The organism is Jiangella muralis, assembly GCF_001270745.1.
In the GTDB taxonomy this organism is placed as follows: Bacteria; Actinomycetota; Actinomycetes; order Jiangellales; family Jiangellaceae; genus Jiangella; species Jiangella muralis.
In genome coordinates, this window is sequence record NZ_KQ434755.1 from 118,448 (window position 1) to 137,637 (window position 19,190).

Annotated in this window: 15 protein-coding genes; 9 read left to right on the forward strand and 6 right to left on the reverse strand. The window is 70.0% G+C overall.

Annotation, left to right across the window (positions count from 1 at the left end; genetic code table 11):
- Nucleotides 1-20 precede the first annotated feature (20 nt).
- The 3 genes from ACW62_RS10885 (at nt 21) to ACW62_RS10895 (ending at nt 3,303) form a co-directional block, all read left to right on the forward strand.
- Nucleotides 21-1,505: a class I adenylate-forming enzyme family protein gene (locus tag ACW62_RS10885; protein ID WP_053204135.1), complete on the forward strand. Its 1,485-nt coding sequence runs from the start codon at nt 21-23 to the stop codon at nt 1,503-1,505.
- A gap of 136 nt (nt 1,506-1,641) precedes the next feature.
- A complete protein-coding gene (locus tag ACW62_RS10890; RefSeq protein ID WP_053204136.1) occupies nt 1,642-2,364 on the forward strand; it encodes a DedA family protein in 723 nt (240 codons plus the stop codon).
- 114 nt (nt 2,365-2,478) lie between these two features.
- Nucleotides 2,479-3,303, forward strand: a complete 825-nt coding sequence (locus ACW62_RS10895; RefSeq protein WP_053204137.1) for a class I SAM-dependent methyltransferase — start codon at nt 2,479-2,481, stop codon at nt 3,301-3,303.
- Nucleotides 3,304-3,405: 102 nt separating this feature from the next.
- Here ACW62_RS10895 and ACW62_RS10900 read toward each other — a convergent pair whose 3' ends face one another.
- From ACW62_RS10900 to ACW62_RS10925, 6 genes are all read right to left on the reverse strand, one after another.
- Nucleotides 3,406-4,326: a PhzF family phenazine biosynthesis protein gene (locus ACW62_RS10900; RefSeq protein ID WP_205629278.1), complete on the reverse strand. Its 921-nt coding sequence runs from the start codon at nt 4,324-4,326 to the stop codon at nt 3,406-3,408.
- Nucleotides 4,327-4,394: 68 nt separating this feature from the next.
- Nucleotides 4,395-5,867, reverse strand: a complete 1,473-nt coding sequence (locus ACW62_RS10905; RefSeq protein WP_205629279.1) for an MFS transporter — start codon at nt 5,865-5,867, stop codon at nt 4,395-4,397.
- A 178-nt stretch (nt 5,868-6,045) separates the two neighbouring features.
- Nucleotides 6,046-8,874, reverse strand: coding sequence for an AfsR/SARP family transcriptional regulator (locus ACW62_RS10910; RefSeq protein ID WP_053204139.1), 2,829 nt, complete (start codon nt 8,872-8,874; stop codon nt 6,046-6,048).
- A 631-nt stretch (nt 8,875-9,505) separates the two neighbouring features.
- On the reverse strand, nt 9,506-10,612 hold the full coding sequence (locus ACW62_RS10915) for a quinone-dependent dihydroorotate dehydrogenase (protein ID WP_053204140.1): 1,107 nt from the start codon (nt 10,610-10,612) through the stop codon (nt 9,506-9,508).
- Nucleotides 10,613-10,637: 25 nt separating this feature from the next.
- The gene (locus tag ACW62_RS10920; protein WP_053204141.1) at nt 10,638-11,522 is read right to left on the reverse strand and encodes a sugar phosphate isomerase/epimerase family protein; all 885 of its coding nucleotides are present in this window, start codon (nt 11,520-11,522) and stop codon (nt 10,638-10,640) included.
- A 197-nt stretch (nt 11,523-11,719) separates the two neighbouring features.
- The gene (locus tag ACW62_RS10925) at nt 11,720-12,736 is read right to left on the reverse strand and encodes a LacI family DNA-binding transcriptional regulator (RefSeq protein ID WP_083459622.1); all 1,017 of its coding nucleotides are present in this window, start codon (nt 12,734-12,736) and stop codon (nt 11,720-11,722) included.
- A gap of 251 nt (nt 12,737-12,987) precedes the next feature.
- Between ACW62_RS10925 and ACW62_RS10930 the strand changes: the two genes are divergently transcribed.
- Genes ACW62_RS10930 through ACW62_RS10955 form a run of 6 tightly spaced genes read left to right on the forward strand, consistent with a single transcriptional unit; the run spans nt 12,988 to nt 19,165 of the window.
- Nucleotides 12,988-14,640, forward strand: a complete 1,653-nt coding sequence (locus tag ACW62_RS10930) for an ABC transporter substrate-binding protein (RefSeq protein WP_053204143.1) — start codon at nt 12,988-12,990, stop codon at nt 14,638-14,640.
- Nucleotides 14,637-15,731: an ABC transporter permease gene (locus tag ACW62_RS10935; RefSeq protein WP_083459624.1), complete on the forward strand. Its 1,095-nt coding sequence runs from the start codon at nt 14,637-14,639 to the stop codon at nt 15,729-15,731. Before ACW62_RS10930 ends, ACW62_RS10935 begins: the two co-directional genes overlap by 4 nt.
- Entirely contained in the window at nt 15,728-16,612 is an 885-nt protein-coding gene (locus ACW62_RS10940; RefSeq protein WP_205629280.1) for an ABC transporter permease, read from the forward strand. Before ACW62_RS10935 ends, ACW62_RS10940 begins: the two co-directional genes overlap by 4 nt.
- Nucleotides 16,609-17,610: an ABC transporter ATP-binding protein gene (locus tag ACW62_RS10945; RefSeq protein ID WP_083459626.1), complete on the forward strand. Its 1,002-nt coding sequence runs from the start codon at nt 16,609-16,611 to the stop codon at nt 17,608-17,610. Before ACW62_RS10940 ends, ACW62_RS10945 begins: the two co-directional genes overlap by 4 nt.
- Complete coding sequence (locus ACW62_RS10950) at nt 17,607-18,401, forward strand: ABC transporter ATP-binding protein (RefSeq protein ID WP_053204144.1); 795 nt, start codon at nt 17,607-17,609, stop codon at nt 18,399-18,401. Before ACW62_RS10945 ends, ACW62_RS10950 begins: the two co-directional genes overlap by 4 nt.
- Nucleotides 18,398-19,165, forward strand: coding sequence for an alpha/beta fold hydrolase (locus ACW62_RS10955; protein ID WP_053204145.1), 768 nt, complete (start codon nt 18,398-18,400; stop codon nt 19,163-19,165). Before ACW62_RS10950 ends, ACW62_RS10955 begins: the two co-directional genes overlap by 4 nt.
- Nucleotides 19,166-19,190 lie beyond the last annotated feature (25 nt).

Genomic DNA, 19,190 nt, shown 5'->3' on the forward strand with positions numbered 1-19,190 from the left:
ATCGATCGGACCGTGCCGGCATGGGCACACGAATCACCGACTTCGTCGCCAGCTGGGCGGCAGCCAGCCCCGGCCGCGAAGCAGCGATCGACTCGCACCGCAGACTGACGTACCACGATCTGCTCGCCGAGGTCGACCTGTGGTCATCGGCCCTCCTGCATGCCGGTGTGTCCCGGGGAGACAGGGTCATGTGCCGGAGCAAACCCGGTGTCGACTCGTGGGCGTGCTTCCTCGGGACCGCGTCGATCGGCGCGATCTGGGTCGGCGTCACAGCACGTCAGACGCCGCGGGAGCTGTCGGCGTTGGCAACCGACAGCGCTCCGGCCGTCAAGATCGACCTCCTCGATCACGACGCCGGTGTCGTCGACGAGACCTGGTGGTCGAAGGACACGGTTCTCGGATCGAACGTGCTGAACGGGCAGCTGGCACGCGCGCGGAGACGGGTCGAGGCCACCGATCCGGCGGCCATGATCTACACCTCGGGCACGACCGGTGTACCGAAGGGCGCCTTGATCCCCCATCGCGCGTTGGTCTACTGCGGCCGGATCCAGGCCGGCCATTGGTACCCGCTGCCGCCGCGCCAGCTCTGCGATCTTCCGATGAACCACATCGGCGGCCTGGGCGACATCTGCACCTCGACCCTCGTGGCCGGCGGAACGCTCGTGTTCCGCGACCGGTTCGACCCCGAGGCCGCCGTACGGCTGATCGACCGCGAGGGCGTCACCCACTTGTACTACATCCCCACCCAGCTGCTCGCGATGGTCAGGAGCGACGCCTGGAAGAACGCGGACCTGTCGTCGCTCGAATGGATCATCTGGGGCGGAGCGAGCGCACCGCGCGAGCTGCTGGTCGCGCTGAGCGCTACCGGCGCGCGTCTGGGGACGAGCTACAGCCTCACGGAGTCGGTCGGATCGATCACCTACACGGATGCCGAGGATCCGATCGGCACCTTGACGTGGAGCATCGGCCGGGTCGACCCGAACTACGAGGTTCGGCTTGCCACCGCCGACGGAGCCGACGCCGCCACCGGAAAGATGGGGGAGATCTGGACGCGCGGCGACCACGTCTTCGCCGGGTACCACTGCGACCCGGAGAAGACGGCCGCCACCATCGACGCTGAAGGTTGGCTGCACACAGGCGATCTCGCGGTCCAGGAGCCGGACGGCAGCATCCGGCTCGTCGGGCGGCTCAGCGACATGTTCAAATCAGGCGGCTTCAACGTCTACCCGCGCGAGATCGAGAACGTGCTGGAGCAGCATCCTGCCGTCCGGATCGCGGTCGTCGTATCCGCTCCACACCCCACCTGGGGAGAAGTCGGCCACGCGTTCGTCGTCGCCGAGCCGGGCACGTCACCCGAGGTGCTACGCGACTTCGCCGCTCAGCGCCTGGCCAACTACAAGATCCCGAAGCGTTTCGGTCTCGTACCCGAGCTTCCGCTCCTGAGCAACGGCAAGGTGGACCGAAAGGCACTCGCCCGGCTCGCACGCGCGGAAACAGTCACCTGAATCGGCCGTGGCCGGTCGGGCGCCACGACGTCTGCCAATCCTGAACCCATGAGCACATTCTGGCCCTGCGGAGTACACGGCGGAGTCGTGACAGGTGCACCTGTCGATTGATCGGTGGATCGCTCAGCCTTGAATCATGAGCATCGTCGACCGAACGTCCAGCAGCCTGGCGGCTGCCGGCGCCATTCCGAGAGAGACCAACTCCTGGCGCCGGTTCGTGCCGTGGCAGGGGCGCGCCACCCGCCTGGATATGGCCCTGATGGGCGCGATCCTCGGGGTGGTGGCGCTCGGGTTGGTGTTGCGGCCGCTGAAGCCGTTCCTGCTCGCCTCGCATCCGGTCATGCTGGCGTTCCTCACCGGCGACCTCACGGCGATCGGCGCCGCCGCGGCGTTCGCCCGGATCGGTGAGGCCCCGCTCTGGCTGGTCGTGGTCGCCGGAGCCGCCGGCATGGTGAAGTTCGACTGGCTCACCTGGTGGACCGGGCGGCAGTGGGGCTTGGGCATCGTCAGGATGTTCACGACCAGCGAGCGCGCCCTGCGGTTCGCCGGCCGCGCCACCGAGCTGCGGCCGTGGGCCCTGCGCGTCGCGGTCGTCCTCGCGGTGCTGCCCGGTGTCCCCACCCCGGTCGTGTACGCCATGGCAGGCATGGCCGGGATGCGCCTGGCGACCTTCCTGATCCTGGACTTCGCCGGCGCGGTGGCGATGACCGGCCTGGTCGCGGGCCTCGGCTACGGGCTCGGTCAGCAGGCGGTCGGCGTCGTCCTGCTCATCGACCGGTACGCCTCGGTCGTGAGCCTCGCGATGATCGCCATCGCCGCACTGATCCCGGTGCTCAAGCGGCTGATCCGACGTCGATGAGGCCCCGAAGGTCACCGCGACCACCGGCGAAAGACAGGGAAGCGTCCCGACGTACGCGAGCCGGTTTCGGGCCTAGTGTCGGTCTCATCAGCACCGACCCAGGGGGGGACGATCATGTCCAGCACTGTCAACGACCAGGAACTCAAGAGCCGCCTCCGCGCCATGTGGGCCTCCGGCGACTACCCGCAGATGGTCGGCACCTTCCTGCTTCCGCTCGGTCCGCGCCTGGTCGAGGTGTGCGGCATCCAGGCCGGTGACCGCGTGCTCGACGTCGGATCCGGCACCGGCAACGCGGCCATTCCGGCGGCGCGTGCGGGCGCGGACGTCACGGCCAGCGATCTCACGCCCGAGCTGCTCGACGTCGGCCGTACCGTCGCCGGGGCCGAGGGCCTGGAGCTGACCTGGGTCCCCGCCGACGCCGAGCACCTGCCCTTCGCCGACGACGAGTTCGATGTCGTGATGTCCTCGATCGGGGTCATGTTCGCTCCGCACCATCAGGCGGCCGCGGACGAGCTGGTGCGGGTCTGCAAGCCGGGCGGGACGATCGGGCTGCTGAGCTGGACCCCGGAGGGCATGATCGGCGACCTGTTCGCGACGATGAAGCCGTTCGCGCCGCCGCCCCCGCCCGGCGCGTCGTCCCCGCCGCTGTGGGGGAGCGAGGCCCACCTGGACGAGCTCCTCGGCGACCGGGTGACCTTCGCCAGGCGTGAACGGGCGATGTTGGAGATCACGGCGTTCACCCGCGCCCACGACTACGGCGAGCACTTCAAGGCGTTCTACGGACCCACGATCGCGGCGCGCGCCAACGCGGAGAAGAACGACCTGGCGGAGAAGTTCGACGTGGCGCTCGAGGCGTTCTGCGACCGGTGGAACCGCGGCACCGACGAGCAGGCGCGGTTCGAGGCGGAGTACCTGCTGGCGGTCGGGACCAAGGGCTAGGACGACGCGACGGACACCCCTGACCGTGACACGCCCCGCCCGGACGATCTGCCCAGCCGTGCCGCCTCGGCTGAGGAACGGATCCTGCCCACACGCATGGCGTCATCCCCTTGCCAAGGGATTCTCCGTGGACGGCCGGTGCTGGCCTCCGAGGTGGAGGATCCCGTCGGCTACGACCAGGCCGCCGCCGCTGAGCCGTACGAGGTCACCGGCGACGGTCACGCTGAGGCGGCTCGGCCGGCCGATCGCGTGGCCCTGCTCGACGACGACGGTGCTGCCGTCCGGAACGACGCCGTCGGCGACCAGGCGGGCGGCAAGCGGTCCGGCGGCGGTCCCGGTCGCCGGGTCCTCGCCGATTCCCATCGCGGGATTGAAGAAGCGGGCGTACGCGTGTGCCTCGTTCCGCGGGTCCTCCAGGCAGTACACGTAGCAGCCCTCTCCTCCCACGGCCCGCAGCGCAGCGGAGAGCCGGCGCGGGTCCGGTCGCGCCCGGTCGACGGCCTCGCTGGTCCGCAGCGGAGCCAGCAGATGCCCCGCGCCGGTCGAGACGACCACGGCATCCGCCGCCGCGAGATCGTCCACACCGATGCCCAGGGCCGCGGCCAGCTCTGGCCGGTCCGGTGCGACACGTCCGAATCGGGGCGCCGCCTGGTCCATGGACACCACCACGCCCTCGTCCCACCGGTCGATCAGTACCGGGAGGAGGTCCCGGCCGATCTGCTGCACGAACCGTTCCCGGTCACGAGGCAACCGCGCGGCTGCCAGCCACAGACAAGCCCCGAGGGCGTTGTGCCCCGCCCCGCCGACTTCTGCTCCGGTCGGTGTGAACGAGCGCAGCTTCCAGTCGGCGCCCTCGAGGTCGGGCTCGAGGATGAACGTGGTCTCCGACTGGTTGAACTCACGGGCCAGCGCCTGCATCTGCGGCTCTGACAGCTCGTCCGCATCCGGCACGACGACCAGCGGGTTGCCTGACAGTGGACGAGACGCGAACACGTCCACGAAGAAGAACCGAGGTTCGATCACGGCCATGTCCCCTCAGTGGAGGGTGGGTTGGTAGACGAGTTCTCGGGTGTGGCTGTCGAGGGGTGAGGTCAGTCATCGCTCGCTCCGGTCCTTGGACGCTGGAGATTGACGGCCAAGCACACTGCCACGATCGCGAGGCCGACGGCGGTGGTCAGGGCGACGGCGTGCAGTCCGGTCGCGTATGCGTCGTGGGCGGCCGCCAGCAGCGGCAGGACGGTCTCGCTGGGAACGTCGGCGGCTGATTCGACCGCGCCGGCGAGACTGTGGCGCGCCGCGTCGGGTATGTCGAGGCCCGATCCGGTCATCTGGATGCGGTACGCCGCGGCGAGGACGCTGCCCAGGACGGCAACCCCGAACGCATACCCGAACTCGTTCGCCGTCTGAGCGATCCCGGACGCCGAGCCCGCCTTCTCCGGAGGTGCGGAGCCGACGACGAGGCCGATACCCACGGTGAGCAGCGGACCGCCACCGACACTGCTGATGGCGAATCCGATGATGAGCGGTGCCACGCCCGAACCCGGGGTTGTCTGGAGCATGACCAGGAACCCCACGACCGACACCGCCAGGCCCGCGGGAAGCAGCACTCCGGGCCGGATCCTGCGACTCAGGATCGGAGCGACCTGAAAGCTCAGCAAGCCGGCAACCATGCCGGGCAGGAGAGCGTAGGCGGCCCGAAGCGGCGACCAACCCTCAACCAGCTGGACGTACTGGGCCAGGAAGATCATCGCGCTGCCGCTGAGCATGGTGAAGGCGAACATGCTGCCCAGAGTCGTGTTGAACACCTTGTCGGTGAAGAGACGCAGGTCGATGAGGGGATCGGCGAGCCTGGACTGTCTGCGGACGAAGCACCAGCCCGCGACGACGCCGATCACGACGGACGCGAACGGCACGACCTGCCAGCCTTCGCGGGCGAGTTCCTTGAGCCCGAAGATGATGGGCAGGATCATCGCCAGGCTGAGCGCGACACTGGCCATGTCGAGGCGCCCGGCCTTGTGATCGCGATATTCGGGCAGCAGCGCCGGACCGACGACCAGGAGCAGCACCATTGCCGGGACACCGAGCAGCATCACCGACCCCCACCAGAAGTGCTCCAGGAGCACTCCGCCCGCGATGGGGCCGAGGATGGCACCGGCTGCGAAGCATGCGGCCCATACGCCGATAGCGGTGGCGCGCTGCTTGGCATCGGTGAAGATGTTGGAGATCAGAGCGAGGGTGGAGGGGGTCAAGGCAGCACCAGCGATGCCGAGCGCGGCCCGCGCCCCGATCAGCATCAGCGCGCTCGTGGAGAAGGCGGCCACCAGGGAGGCGACCCCGAAGCATGCGCCGCCGATCAGAAGCAGCCGCCGCCGCCCGATCCTGTCGCCGAGCGTACCCATGGTGATCATCAGGCCGCCGACCATGAACCCGTAGATGTCCATGACCCACAGCTGTTCGGTGCTGCTCGCACCCAGGGACGTGGCGATCTCGGGAAGGGCGAGCACCATGACGAACGTGTCCAAGGAGACCAGCAGCGTGGGCAGCGCCAATACGGCGAGTGCCACCCATTGCCTGACACCGGCACGCTTCGGAGGGGCCGGCTCGCCCTCGTGTCTGCTCCCCACGGGGTGTGCCGGAGCCGGCTCATGCCCCTGCGCGATGGCATCTTGGGAGGTCATGGTGTTCTCCTCGCTTGCGGCTGCGGTCCGTCGGTCGCGGACACGATGACGCTAGGCGGCAGGGCTATCGGTCATGTATTGCCGCCGTATCGCCGGGCCACCGGTCGAGGAGGGCCCGGGCTTCGTTGCCGATGCCGGCCAGGCCCAGGCCGTCGGCGAGGATCTCGGCCCGACGTAGGTGCTCGACCGCGAGGCCCGTGTCACCGGCCTGCTGCTCGATCTTTCCCAGGCCCAGCAGTACGTACGGCGTCCCGACGTCGTCATCGATCTCGCGCACGAGGTGCAGCGCCTCCAGCGACGCGCTACGAGCGAGCTCGAGGTCGCCGGCGCGGGTGTGGATCGTTGCGGAGGTGTCCAGCCCCTGTGCGATCCCGCGCCGATACCCGACCTCACGAACGAGCACCAAGGCCTGATCGACCAGAGTCCTGGCGCCGGCCAGGTCATTGCTCCGGCTCTGCAATCGGGCCAGTTGAACCAGCACATGCGCCTCGGCCACGGGGTCGGCCACCGCACGGAGCAGCTCGAGCGCTTCGTTCGCGCAGCGGACGGCCGTCTCGGCCTCACCGCGCCCCCGGTAGACGCTGGTCAGATTCCGCAGCGCCAGTCCGAGGCCGTGCCGGTTGCCGAGCACCCGGAAGTCCGCGACCGCCTGGAGAAGTGGTTCGAATGCCTGGTCGTACTGGAACCTCTGTACGTGCAGTGATCCCAGCGAATACCGCATCGCGGCGAGACCGAGTAGGTTGCCGGTCCGCTCGACGGCGCCAAGCCCCGCGCGCGTGGTCTCGAGCCAGTCGTCGAAGTAGCCCTTGGTCTCATAGAGGGTGATGAGGGTGAGCGCGAGGTCCCAGCACAGCTCGTCGAGACCGGTGTCGGCGGCCTGATTCACCGCGGCGACCAGGCCCCGTCGTTCCCCCTGGTCGAGTCGCGGGAACGGGTCGCCCGGCCACGGCATCACGCCGGAGGGCGGGCGCCATCGCGGCGCCGTGCCGTGAATGGTGGTGTGGTCGCCGCCGTACACGTGGCGGTGCGCGTCGTCGGCGAACGCCAGCCAGCCACCCAGGAGGCGGTCCAGCGCGGCGCCGCGTTCGGCATCGGATTCCGCCGCGGCCAGTGCCTCCGTCGCGTAGAGCCGGACCACGTCATGAAGGCGATAGCGGCTGTCGGAGTCGCCTTGCCGCCCGGTGGCGGTGACCAGCCGCGCGTCGACGAGGCGGTCCATGACCGCGACTGCTCTCTCGACGCTCGCGTCGCACAGGGCCGCCGCGGCCCATGCAGGGGCATCCGGCGCGGTCACCAGCGCGAACCGGCGAAACAGGCGCTGCGCATCCGGGTCGAGGCCCTGGAAACTGATGCCGATCGTGGAACGCACCCGCAGCCGGCGGTGGGCCAGTTCGTCGAGCCGGCGGCTCTCGTTCTCCAGCCGTTGGACCAACCGGTCGAGCGTCCAATCGGGTCGCGCCGTCAGCCGGGCCGCACAGATGCGGAGCGCCAGCGGCAGGCCGGCGCACAGCTCGGCCAGGCGCCGCGCGGCGACGGGGTCGGCACGGACTCGTGCCGCGGTGGTCATCCGGGCGAGCAGCTGCACCGACCCATCGATGTCGAGGACGTCCACATCGAGCTGCCGCGCGCCGTCCAAGCCGGCCAGTCGTACCCGGCTGACGACCATCACGCCGCAGCCGGGCCGGCCGGGCAGGAGCAGCCGCGCCTGCTCCTCGTCGGCGACGTCATCCAGCACCACCAGGATGCGTTTGCCGGCCAGGCGACTGCGATACATCTCGGCCCGTTCATCCGGATCGTCCGGGATCGCGGTCCCGGCGATGCCCAGCGCCCGCAGGAAGCGATCCAGCGCACGCATAGCCGGGCCGTCACCTGGAGCGCCGCGTAGGTCGGCGAAGAGCTGGCCGTCGGGAAAGTGATCGGCGACCTCGTGGGCGGCGCGGATCGCCAGTACGGACTTCCCGACGCCACCGGGGCCGGACACCGCGGCGATGCGCACAGCGAAGTGCTCGGCCGGGACCACCTCGACCAGAGCCCGGCGCAGCGCGGCCAGCTGCGTCTCGCGCCCGGTGAAGTCGGCGATGCTCGCCGGCAGCAGACGCGGAATTCCCCGGTCTGCCGGAGGACGGATGGAAGTCGCGTCGGCGTCGAGTGCGGGATCGCGCTCGAGGACGGCGCGGTGCAGTTCCCGCAGCTCGACACCGGGCTCGACCCCGAGCTCCTCGACCAGCAGCCGCCGGACGACCTGGTAGGCATCCAACGCCTCGCCCTGCCGCCCGGAGCGGTACAGCGCGAGCATCAGCTCCCTGTGCAGCCCCTCCCGCAGCGGGTGGCGGTCGATCAGCAGGCGCAGCTCGCCGACGACCTGCTCATGGTGGCCGAGCTCCAGCTCCAGCCCGATGCGCTCCTCGGCCGCGGCCAACCGGGCGTCCTCGAGCCGGAGGGCCACCTGCCTTGCGAACGTCGTCGGCACGCCGGTCAGCACCGGCCCACGCCACAACGCGTCCGCGCGGCGCAGCGTCGCGACGGCCGTGTCCAGGTCGCCCGCGGCAACGTGACCGCGCGCGCCGGCCACCAGCCCGTCGAACCTCAAGGCGTCGACATCGCCGCTGGATGCGACGTCCAGAAGGTAGCCGGACGGCTGGGTGTGGATCGCCGCGGACAGACCGGCCGCCTGGAACATTCGGCGCAACTCTGAGATGCAGATCCGGATCTGGGCGCGTGCCGTCGTGGGGGGCTCGGACTCCCACACCGCATCGATCAGCTCATCCACGGCGACCACGCGATTCACCTGGAGCGCGAGCGCGACCAGGACAACCCGCAACCGCGTCGGCCCGACCTCCACCCGGAGCTCGCTGCCGGCGAGCTCGATCGGTCCGAGGAGGTTGATCCCCATGCGCCTCATACTTTCAGGACGGGTTCCATCGCCGCCGCGAAAGCGGCGTCAGGCGGGACCACCTCGTTGCGGCGCCGGTGGACGTAGCCCCACACCGCATGGTCGGCGAGCGCGGTGCGGCCCTGCCACCACTGGACGCCGAGCAGTTCGCTGACGGTGACGACCAGTGAGGCCCCGAGTACCCCTGCCCACGCGATCCAGGGCCGGCCGAGGGCGGCGGCGGCCAGGTAGCCTGACGATCAGCATGAGGACATCGGCCGGGGCAGCGATGCCGTCGGCAGGCCGGCCGAAGGGGCCGCCGTCACGTTCTGGGTCATGGCCTGCCTCCTTCGACGGTGGACGGGCGGCTTGGGTCACACACGTCCGTCACGTTAGGGGCGGGCCGGACCATTGAAAAGGTCCGGTTCGATGGCCGCTAAAGGGACCACTTCGCCCGACTGTTGCTCGTGCTCGATCGGTCCCGCACCCGCTCGCCATCGACGCTTGTGCCTGTCCGGTCCCCGATGTCGCTGGGTGGCATTGCGGGTGTTCTCGCCAAAGGCGCGCCAAGGTTCGGGGCCGATCCCGGCCCCGCCGTCGGTAGCCGCGCTGCAGCCGCGAGCGCGGCTTGCAAGGTTCCTTCGCCGCGCGGTCAACCAGACCACACGTCCGCGCCCACGGCGTCGCCCACCTGCTCGAAACCGTCGGCTTCGAGGTGCGACGCGATGCCGGCGAGGATCTGGGACGTCACCTGCGGACCGCGATAGATCAGTGCTGTGTACAGCTGCACCACCGATGCTCCGAGCCGGAGCTTGCGATAGGCGTCGTCGCCGCTGGTGACCCCGCCGGCGGCGACCAGGTCGATCCCGGACCTGGGGCCCAGGATCTCGGCCAGGTGGCGCAGGACGGCATCGATCAGTGAGCGCACCGGCGGGCCACTCACAGCCCCGAGCCGGGTGGCGACGGACCCGTACCGTCCGACCAGGGAGTAGTCGCCGGGGGAGGCCGACGGCAGGTTGATGGCGATGCCCTTGACCTGGGCAGTCTCTCTCGCGACCGCCACGAGGTCGCTCAGCCGGCCACGGTCGGTCGTCGGCTTGATCTTCAGGACGATCGGCACGGCCGGGTCATGATCGCCCAAGGCGGTGAGCAGCTCGCCGACTCGATCGATGTCGTCGAAGTAGTCGGTCTCGGCGGTCGTGTTCGGACAGCTGAGATTCAGCGTGACGAAGTCCGCAAGGGGTGCCAGCGCCGTGAAGGAGTCGAGAAAGTCGCCGGTGACCGACTCGCGGGTCGGAGGAGTCCCGTCGTTGGTCTTGACGAGGTTGACGCCGATGGGCACGCGCCGCTCGCTGCCCCTCAGCCGATCGCGAACGGCCTGGGCGCCGTCATTGGGGACGCCGTAGGAGACCAGGACGGCTTCGTCGTCCGGGAGGCGGAAGAGCCGCGGCGTCGGGTTGCCCAGCGATGCCGAGGCCGAGATCGAACCGATCTCGACGTGCCCGAGCCCCAAGGAGGTGAGCATGGACACGGCCAGACCGTTCTTGTCGAAACCCGCCGCCATGCCGATCGGGTTCTCCAGCCACAGGCCGGCGAAACGCGTGCTGAGCCGCGCGTCACGGTGACGGTAGCGCCGGCGCGCCAGGTCGCGAGCGCACGGCACCCGCCCGAGCCGGGCGAGGGCGTCGATCGTCAGATGATGTGCGCGCTCGGGATCCATCCTGAACAGCGCCGGTTTCACCAGGGTCCGATACACCATGGAAGGCTGTCCCCTCGAGCGCAGGTCAGCTGTCGAGCAGCTGACGCAGGCGATTGACGAGGCCACGTGAGCTGGCCAGCTTCGGTCGCATGTGAGTTTCGACGGTGACGAAGCCGTCGAAGCCGATAGCGCGGAGAGCGGCGAGCTGGCCGACCCAGTCGATGTCGCCCTCGACCTGGAAGCTTCGCCGGCCGGTGGCGGGGTCGACCCGGACGTCCTTGAAGTCGACGAGCTCGACGGCCGATGCCACGGTGGCGAAGGTGTCGACGACCGACTCGCCGTCGCCCGCGATGAAGGCGTTCGCCGGGTCCCAGGCGACCTTGAAGTTCGGTTGCCCGACCGCCTCGACCAGTTCCATGGTCGCGCGTGCGGTTCCCGTCCAGCACGTCATCTCGTTCTCCACGCAGAGCGTCAGGCCCGCCGCTGCCACCGTCGTGGCCGCGCCGCGCATCACGTCGACGATCTCCGGCGGCATCGGGTGCGGCAGGTTGAGCACCTCGTGCAGCAGGGCGTCGGCCGGCGTGAAGCCGAAGCACTTGATGACCGGGCAGCCGAGCTCGAGGGCCGCCTCGATGCTCTGCGGGAGCAGGTTCTCGACGTGGTCGGCCAGCAGGTCGAGCGCCCCCGAGTGGTCGGCGAACCGGCGGCCGTCGGCCCACTGATAGAACGACACCGGGCGCTCGGCCGCGGGGAACGGGATCTTGAAGAGACCCGGCGAGATCGCCGTCACCTCGAGGCCGGAGGCCCGGACGAGCCGAGGCGCCAGGTCGCGCAGCGTCGGGCTCACCCGCGGATAGCGGCCCTCGCCGTAGCCACGGATCTCGACCCCCTCGACGCCCCACTCGAGGGCCAGCTCGAGCGCCGTCTCGAGGTCGGCGCTGATCTCATCGGTCGCGATAGCGATTCGCATGGCGTGGGACCTCCATATGGCAAACGTTTTCCAGGATCCTAGCACGCCGCGAGCGGGGTGAGGCAGCGGGGAAATTCGCGGCGGAGGGCCGCCTCGGCCCGCTCGCGCAGGGGGTCGTCGCGGACGTCATCGCCCGGTCGGCGTGCTCGGTCGGCGTGCTCGATCGGCCCTGCGCACGGGGAAGCGGGTGGGACGACCTAGCGTGCGGCTCTGGCGCTGCTCGGAGCGGTGGTGGTGCGTTCGACCAGATGATGGGGCAGAACCGTCGTTCCGCTCGTCTCGCCGTTGAGGATCGCCAGACCGGCGGCGTGCCCCATCTCGGACAGCGGGGCCGCGACGGTGGTCAGGCCGACGTAGGAGGCCGGCCTGGTGTCATGGATTCCGCACACCGAGATGTCGGCGGGCACTCTGAGGCCGGTGTCCCGGAAGCCGACCACCAGGCCGATGGCGACGTCGTCGTTGACCGCGAGGATCGCTTCCGGACGCTCGGGGGAGAGCGCGATGTGCTGTGCGGCGCGGTAGCCCGCCTCGTACTCGAAACCACCGGTCAGCCGCTTGTTGGGGGTGAGACCCGCCGACCGCACCGCGGCCTCGAAGCCGTCCCGGCGGTGGGTCGACGTGTGGAACCCGCCGGGACCGCCGACGAAGGCGATCTCCTTGTGCCCCAAGCCGATGAGGTACCGGGTCGCGTCGAATGCGGCGCCGCGATCGTCGAAGGCGATCCGGCCGGAGCACGAGATGTCGCGGGGCGCCAGGGCGAGGACGATCGAGCCCGAGGCCATCAGCGAATCGACGAGTTCCTGCGCCTGCTCGGTCAGCGGATCGTTCTCGTAGCCACTGGAGGCGAAGATGACACCGGCCGCCTGATGATCACGCAGGCTGCGCAGGTGATCGAGCTCGGCCGCGGTGGTTCGCCGACCGCTCGCGATCATCGTCAGGTAGCCGTCGTCGGCCACCGCCTCCTCGACACCGCGGGCGACGGCGCCGAAGTAGGGATCGCTGACGTCACCGACGATGACGCCGATGATGCGGCTGCGCTGGCCCTTGCGAACGAGCTGCGCCAGGACGCTGGGGGTGTACCCGAGGGCCTCGGCGGCGCTGAGCACCTTGGCCCTCGTCTGACTCGACACCGGGTGTGAGGACCCGTTCAGGACGCGAGACGCGGTAGCGACCGAGACGTTGGCTCGCTGACTGATCTCTTGGAGAGAGGCCATCTCGAATCCTCGGTTCTGCTGGTGCGCGCCGTCCTGGCCGGACGAGGTCTGACGGCAAACATTATCCCTCAGCAGGTCGACTCTGGCGAGCGCCGGTCTCGTGTCGTCGAGCGTGCGCTCCGCGCCACAGCGCACGTGAGCGCGTTGTTCTGGGGTTTCTGGGCGCAGCCGGCATGCGCAGCCGGCCGTTGACACCTCGGTGTGACCTGGGCTACAAAGGAAAACGATTGCCGTCCGAGAGTGAGGAACGCATGGAGCTCAGCTGGCCCGGTGTGGAGGAAGCACCGCGACGCGACGCGTCCCGGCGACGGAGGACGAAACTCGTCGCCGCGGCGGTCGCCGCCCTGATGGCTGCGTCACTGACCGCCTGCGGGAACGGCGCGGGTGGTACGGGCGACGGCGCCGCGACCCTCGTCGTGGACACGTCGTTCACGCTCGACTCGATCGACCCGGCACGCGGGTTCACGCCCACCGCGTTCCTCGCCAGTCACGGCGTCTACCAGGGCCTGCTCACCGTGCGCGGCGGCGGCACCGAGGTCGAGCCACTGCTGGCCACCTCGTTCGAGAGCTCCGAGGATGCGAGGACGTTCACCTTCGAGCTCAACGCCGACGCGACCTTCGCAGACGGATCGCAGGTCACCGCCGATGACGTCGTCTTCTCGCTCAACCGGCTCAAGAACATCGGGAGCAACGCGTCGTTCCTCATGGCGGGACTGTCGGTGTCCGCGCCCGACCAGGACACCGTCGTGATCGAGTCCGAGCAGCCGAACGCCTCGGTGCCCGCCATCACGGCGACGCCGCCGTTCGCCGTCATCAACGCCGACCTGGCCCGCGAGCACGGCGCCACGGATGCCGTCGACGCCGCGAAGACCGACACCGCCGAGAAGTGGCTGGCGTCGAAGGACAGCGTCGGCGCGGGCAGCGGCCCCTACGTTCTCAACCTTTTCGACGCGGCCTCCGAGATCCGCCTCGGCCGCAACCCGCATGCCTGGATCGACGACGCACCCTTCGCGCAGGTGGTCATCCGCAACGTCCAGGCCGCCAGCCAGGTCACCAACGTGGCCCGTGGTGAGCACGAGATCGCACTCGACATCGGCAGCCGCGAGGCCGAGAAGCTGGAGTCGAACGCCCAGCTCGAGGTCGCCTACCAGGCGTCGCGCTTCACCTTCTTCGCCGCGACCAACATGAACCCCGCGGTCTCCGAAACGATGGCCGACCCCCGTGTCCAGGAAGCGATCCGGTACGCCCTCGACTACGAGGGCCTGGCTCAGCTCGCCGGCGCCGGCGGCGAGCAGATGGCCGGCGTGGTGCCGAGCTGGATGCCGGGGCACCTGGCCGCCGAGGACGCGGTCGTCCAGGACACGGGCCGATCCACTCAGCTCGTCGGCGGCCTCCCGCCGGACATGCGGACGCTGGAGCTCTACTACCCGTCCGACGTCACCCTCAACGGCCTCGCCTACGAGACCCTCGCCGCCAAGATGCAGCAGGACCTCAACGGCGTCGGGTTCGAGGTGAGCCTGGTCGGAGAGCCGGGATCGACGCTGTTCCCCAAGTTCGGCCAGGGCGAGATCGCGTTCGGGCTGTCCGGCCGTGGCTCGACCTATTTCGACAGCGCGGCCTATCTCGACATGGCCCCGGGGCAGGTCCAGGCGGTCCAGTGGGGCTGGACGCCCTCGTCCGCGAACGCGGAGTTCACGTCGCTGGCCGACCGGGCGAGGTCGACCTTGGACCAGGCCGAGCGGGACGGCCTGGTTCAGGAGTTCCAGCGCGTGCTGAATGCGTCCGGGCCCTACATCCCGCTGGTGGCCCCCGTCGCGACAGTGGTGAGCACCCGGGACGTCGACAACGTCGAGGTGAGCCCCAACTACGGCGTCGACCTGACCCAGATCCGGGACGCCTCATGACGGCCACGCTCGATCGAGCCGCGGGCCCGGCCGGCGCCGGGCCGAAGCGGACCGCCACGCGGCGGCGGCCGCCGGTCATGCGGTTCATCGCGCGTCGCGCGCTCTCGACCAGCTTTCTGCTGGTCGGAGTGACGGCGGCGGTCTTCGCCGTGTCGCGGTTCGTGCCCACCGACCCGGTGGTGGCCAACCTCGGGACCGAGGCCGCGCAGGATCCCGCCATCGTCGAGGCCTACCGCGAGAAGCACGGCCTCGACCAGCCGCTGCCGGTGCAGTACCTGACCTACCTGTGGCGGCTCCTGCACGGTGACCTCGGTCAGTCGATCCAGACCGGCCAAGCCGTCTCCGCCGACCTCGCCGCACGAGTTCCGGCAACCGTGGAGCTGGCCCTGGCGGCGATGATCATCGCCTTGCTGGTGAGCATCCCGCTCGGCACTGTCGCGGCGCTGCGCCGGGGCAAGCCCTCGGACAAGGCGGTTCTCGGCGGCACGCTGCTGGGCATGTCCGCGCCGTCGTTCTGGGTCGGGCTGGTCGCGCTGTACCTCTTCTTCTTCCGGCTGGGCTGGGTTCCCGGTGGTGGCCGCCTCTCGCTGGAGTACGTGCCTCCGCCCAGCCGAACGCACCTGTACACCGTCGACGCGTTGATCAGCGGAGACGTCGCTCTGGCGATGGACGCCGCCCGGCACCTCGTCCTTCCGGCCGCGGTGCTCGCGCTACCCATGATCGCGCTGCTCACCAGGTTCGTTCGCAGTTCGATCCTGGACGTCCTCGGCGAGGACTACGTGCGCAACGCCCGAGCGAAAGGGCTCGGCGAGCCGACCGTGATCGTGCGATACGTCCTGCGCGCCGCGGCACCCCAGATCCTCACGGTGGTCGGTCTGGCCCTCGCCAACGCGTTCGTCGGCACCCTCCTGGTCGAGCAGGTCTTCTCGTGGCCGGGGATGGGGAGCTACGCCTACCAGAGCGCGATCAGACTCGACTTCCCGGCGGTGATGGGCGTGTGCCTCGTCATCACGGTGGCGTACATCATCATCAACCTCAGCGTCGACCTCCTCTACGGAGTGGTCGACCCGCGGATGCGGGTGACGACATGACGGCTTCGATGGTGCACGACTCCGTGGTGGACGTGGGCCGATCGCGGCGACGCCACGTCATCCTGCACGATCCGGCGCTCCTGCTGGGTTCGGTGATCGTGGTGTCGTGGCTCGTCGTCGGGGCGTTCGGGCCGCTGCTGCTCGACCACCCGCCGAATGCGGTCACCCCCGACCTGTTCGCGCCGCCGTCGGGCGCGCATTGGTTCGGAACCGACGGGCTCGGCCGCGACGTCTTCAGCCGCGTCGTCGCCGGCGCGCGGCTCTCGGTGCCGATCGCCACGGCGCTCGTGATCGTCTCCAGCCTCGTCGGCGCTCTGATCGGAGCTCTGGCGGGGTACTTCGGTGGCTGGATCGACGAGATCGTGATGCGGCTGACCGATCTGGTCTTCGCCTTTCCGGGGGTGGTGCTCGCGCTCGCGATCACGGCCGCGCTCGGGCCGGGACTGCAGAACGCGACCCTCGCCATCGCCGTACTGGCGTGGCCGCCCTATGCCAGGGTCGTCAGGGGCCACGTCCTCGCGCTTCGGAACTCCGAGTTCGTCGCGGCCGCGCGCCTTCGCGGTGTTTCGGGACGCACCGCGCTTCGTCGCGAGATCACGCCGAACCTGCACGCACCCGTTCTGGTGCTGGCTACGGTGGACATCGGCGAGAAGATCCTGCTGCTGGCCGCCATCTCGTTCCTGGGGCTCGGAGTGCAGGCCCCGGCCGCCGACTGGGGGTCGATGATCGGCGAAGGCACTCAGAACCTGGGCGAGTGGTGGATCGCGGTCTTCCCCGGGGCTGCCATCGTGACGGTCGTCCTGGCCTTCAACATCGTCGGCGACAGGGTGCGTGCCCACCTCGGCGGGCAGCAGGCAGACACCGCCAAGGGGGCGACATGACCACACCCGCGCTCAGCGTACGCAACCTGCGAGTCAGCGTCGGCAGCGGAGAGTCCGAGGTCGAGATCCTTCGCGGCGTCGACTTCGACGTCCGCCGCGGCGAGATCCTGGGCATCGCGGGCGAGAGCGGCTCGGGAAAGACCATGGCGATGCGGGCCGTGCTGGGGCTGTTGCCGCACGGCGCCCGCGCCACCGGCTCCGCCGTCCTGGACGGCCGGGACCTGGTGGGCCTGTCGCAGTCCGAGTTGCGGACGATACGGGGCCGCCATATCGGCATGGTCTTCCAGGACCCGACGACGTCACTGCACCCCATGCTGCGCATCGGCCGTCAGCTGACCGACCACATGCGCAAGCATCTGGGGCTGCGTCGCGCCGAGGCCGAGCGGCGTGCCCTCGACCTGCTCGACGACGTACGCCTGCCCGACCCGGAGCAGGCCATGGGCCGCTATCCGCATCAGTTCAGCGGCGGCATGCGGCAGCGCATCGCGATCGCGGCCGCACTGGCATGCAACCCGACCCTCATCGTGGCCGACGAACCCACGACCGCCCTGGACGTCACCGTCCAGGCCGGCGTCCTCGCGCTGCTTCGCAGGCTGTGCGACGAGCACGGCACGTCCATCGTCATGATCACCCACGACCTCGGGGTTCTCTCCGAACTCTGCGACCGGGTCAGTGTCTTCTACTCGGGCAGCGTCATCGAGTCGGGCTCCACCCGGGACGTGATGGACCACGCGCGGCACCCCTACACCCGGGCGCTGCTCGATGCCCTTCCCGACCAAGGGCTCGATGACCTCCGCCCCATGGTGCCGATCGCCGGCACGGCGCCGTCGGCGGCGGACCGTCCCGCCGGCTGCGCTTTCCACCCGAGGTGCCGATTCGCGACCGTCCCGTGTCAGACCGACCCACCGGGCCCACGTGCCACCGGCCCCGACGGCGCCGAGCCACACACCTTCAGCTGCACGGTCGATCCGTTCGAACTCAGGAGCGTGGTCCGATGACGCTGCTCACCGCCGAACGGCTGCGACTCTCCTATGGCGCGGGCGCCGGCCGCCACGAGGTACTCCGCGGAGTCGACCTGCAGGTCTCGCCGGCCGAGATCGTCGCCCTGGTCGGGGAGAGCGGCTGCGGCAAGTCCAGCCTCGCCAGATCGCTGGTCGGCCTCCAGGACCTCGACGACGGCCAGGTCCGCTACGACGGCCGGGACGTCCACGCACTCGGTCGCCGGCGCAGGGACCGCGAGCTGCTGACGTTGCAGCTGGTCTTCCAGAGCGCGTCCGCATGCCTGAACCCACGCCGGACCATCGGCAGCCAGGTCGCCGATGGACGCGACGGAGCGCCGAGACTGCGCACGCCGGAGGTGGCGACCGTCCTGGAACAGGTCGGACTGGCGCCGAGCTTCGCCGATCGTCGACCCGACGCACTCTCTGGTGGCCAGCGGCAACGCGCCGCCATCGCCGCCGCCCTGACCGTCAACCCGCGGTTGCTGGTCCTCGACGAGCCCTTCGCGGCGCTCGACGCGTCCGCGCAGGCGCAGCTGGCGAACCTGCTGCTCCAGCTGCGGCAGGAGCAGGAGATGGCCCTGCTCGTCATCTCCCACGATCTCGGGATCGTCCGCCAGGTCGCCGATCGCTGCCTCGTGATGCGGGAGGGATCGATCGTCGAGGAAGGGCCGACGGAACAGCTCTGGCGTGCGCCCCAGCATGAATACACGCGGCGGCTCCTCGACTCCATCCCGGGACGTCAACGAGCCGTGACGGCCGCACCGCTACGGAAGGTGGAGCGTCCATGAACCTCGAGCCGGCGCCGCTGCCGTTTCACGACTACGGCGGCGCCGGGCCGCACGTGATCGGCATCCACGGTCACTTCGGGACGTCCATGTCGTTCGGCGCGCTGGCCCGGGCGGCGCGTGGCCGGGTCCGGCTCATCGCTCCCGACCAGCGCGGACATGGGACGGCCGGACCGGGAACCGGGCCTGACGTCGAGTCCTACCTGACGCTGCTGGAAGCCTTCCTCGAGCACCACGCGTCGAGCCCGGTGACGCTGTTCGGCCACTCGATGGGCGGCACCCACGCGATGCTGCTCGCCGGGCGTCGACCCGACCTGGTCTCGGCGCTGGTCGTCGAGGACCAGCCGATGAGGGTGCCACCGGCCGTTCTCGACGTGTCCAGGCTGCCCGTACGCACCACGACGTTTCTCGGGCTGGCCGCGGTTCTGCGGGACATCGGCATCGACGACCCGTGGTACTTCATGCTCGGCGCCGTCCGCGACCACCAAGGTTGGGGATTCGCCTTCGACTACCAGGACGTGGTCGCGTCGCAGCACGCGCTCGTGGGCGACTACTCCGAGGCCTGGCGGAACCTCGAGGTGCCGATCCTGCTGCTACGCGGGGCCGACAGCTTCCTGCTGACCCAGGAGGCCGCCGCCGAGATGGTCGCCGTCCAGCCCCGTGCGCGACTCGTGGAGCTCGCCGGCTGCAGCCACTGGGTCCACGACGACGACCCGGCCGGGGTCGCCGACGCTCTCGTCGAGTTCGTCACCGGCTTCCCCGGCTGACCCACCGCCCGCGCGGATCAGCACG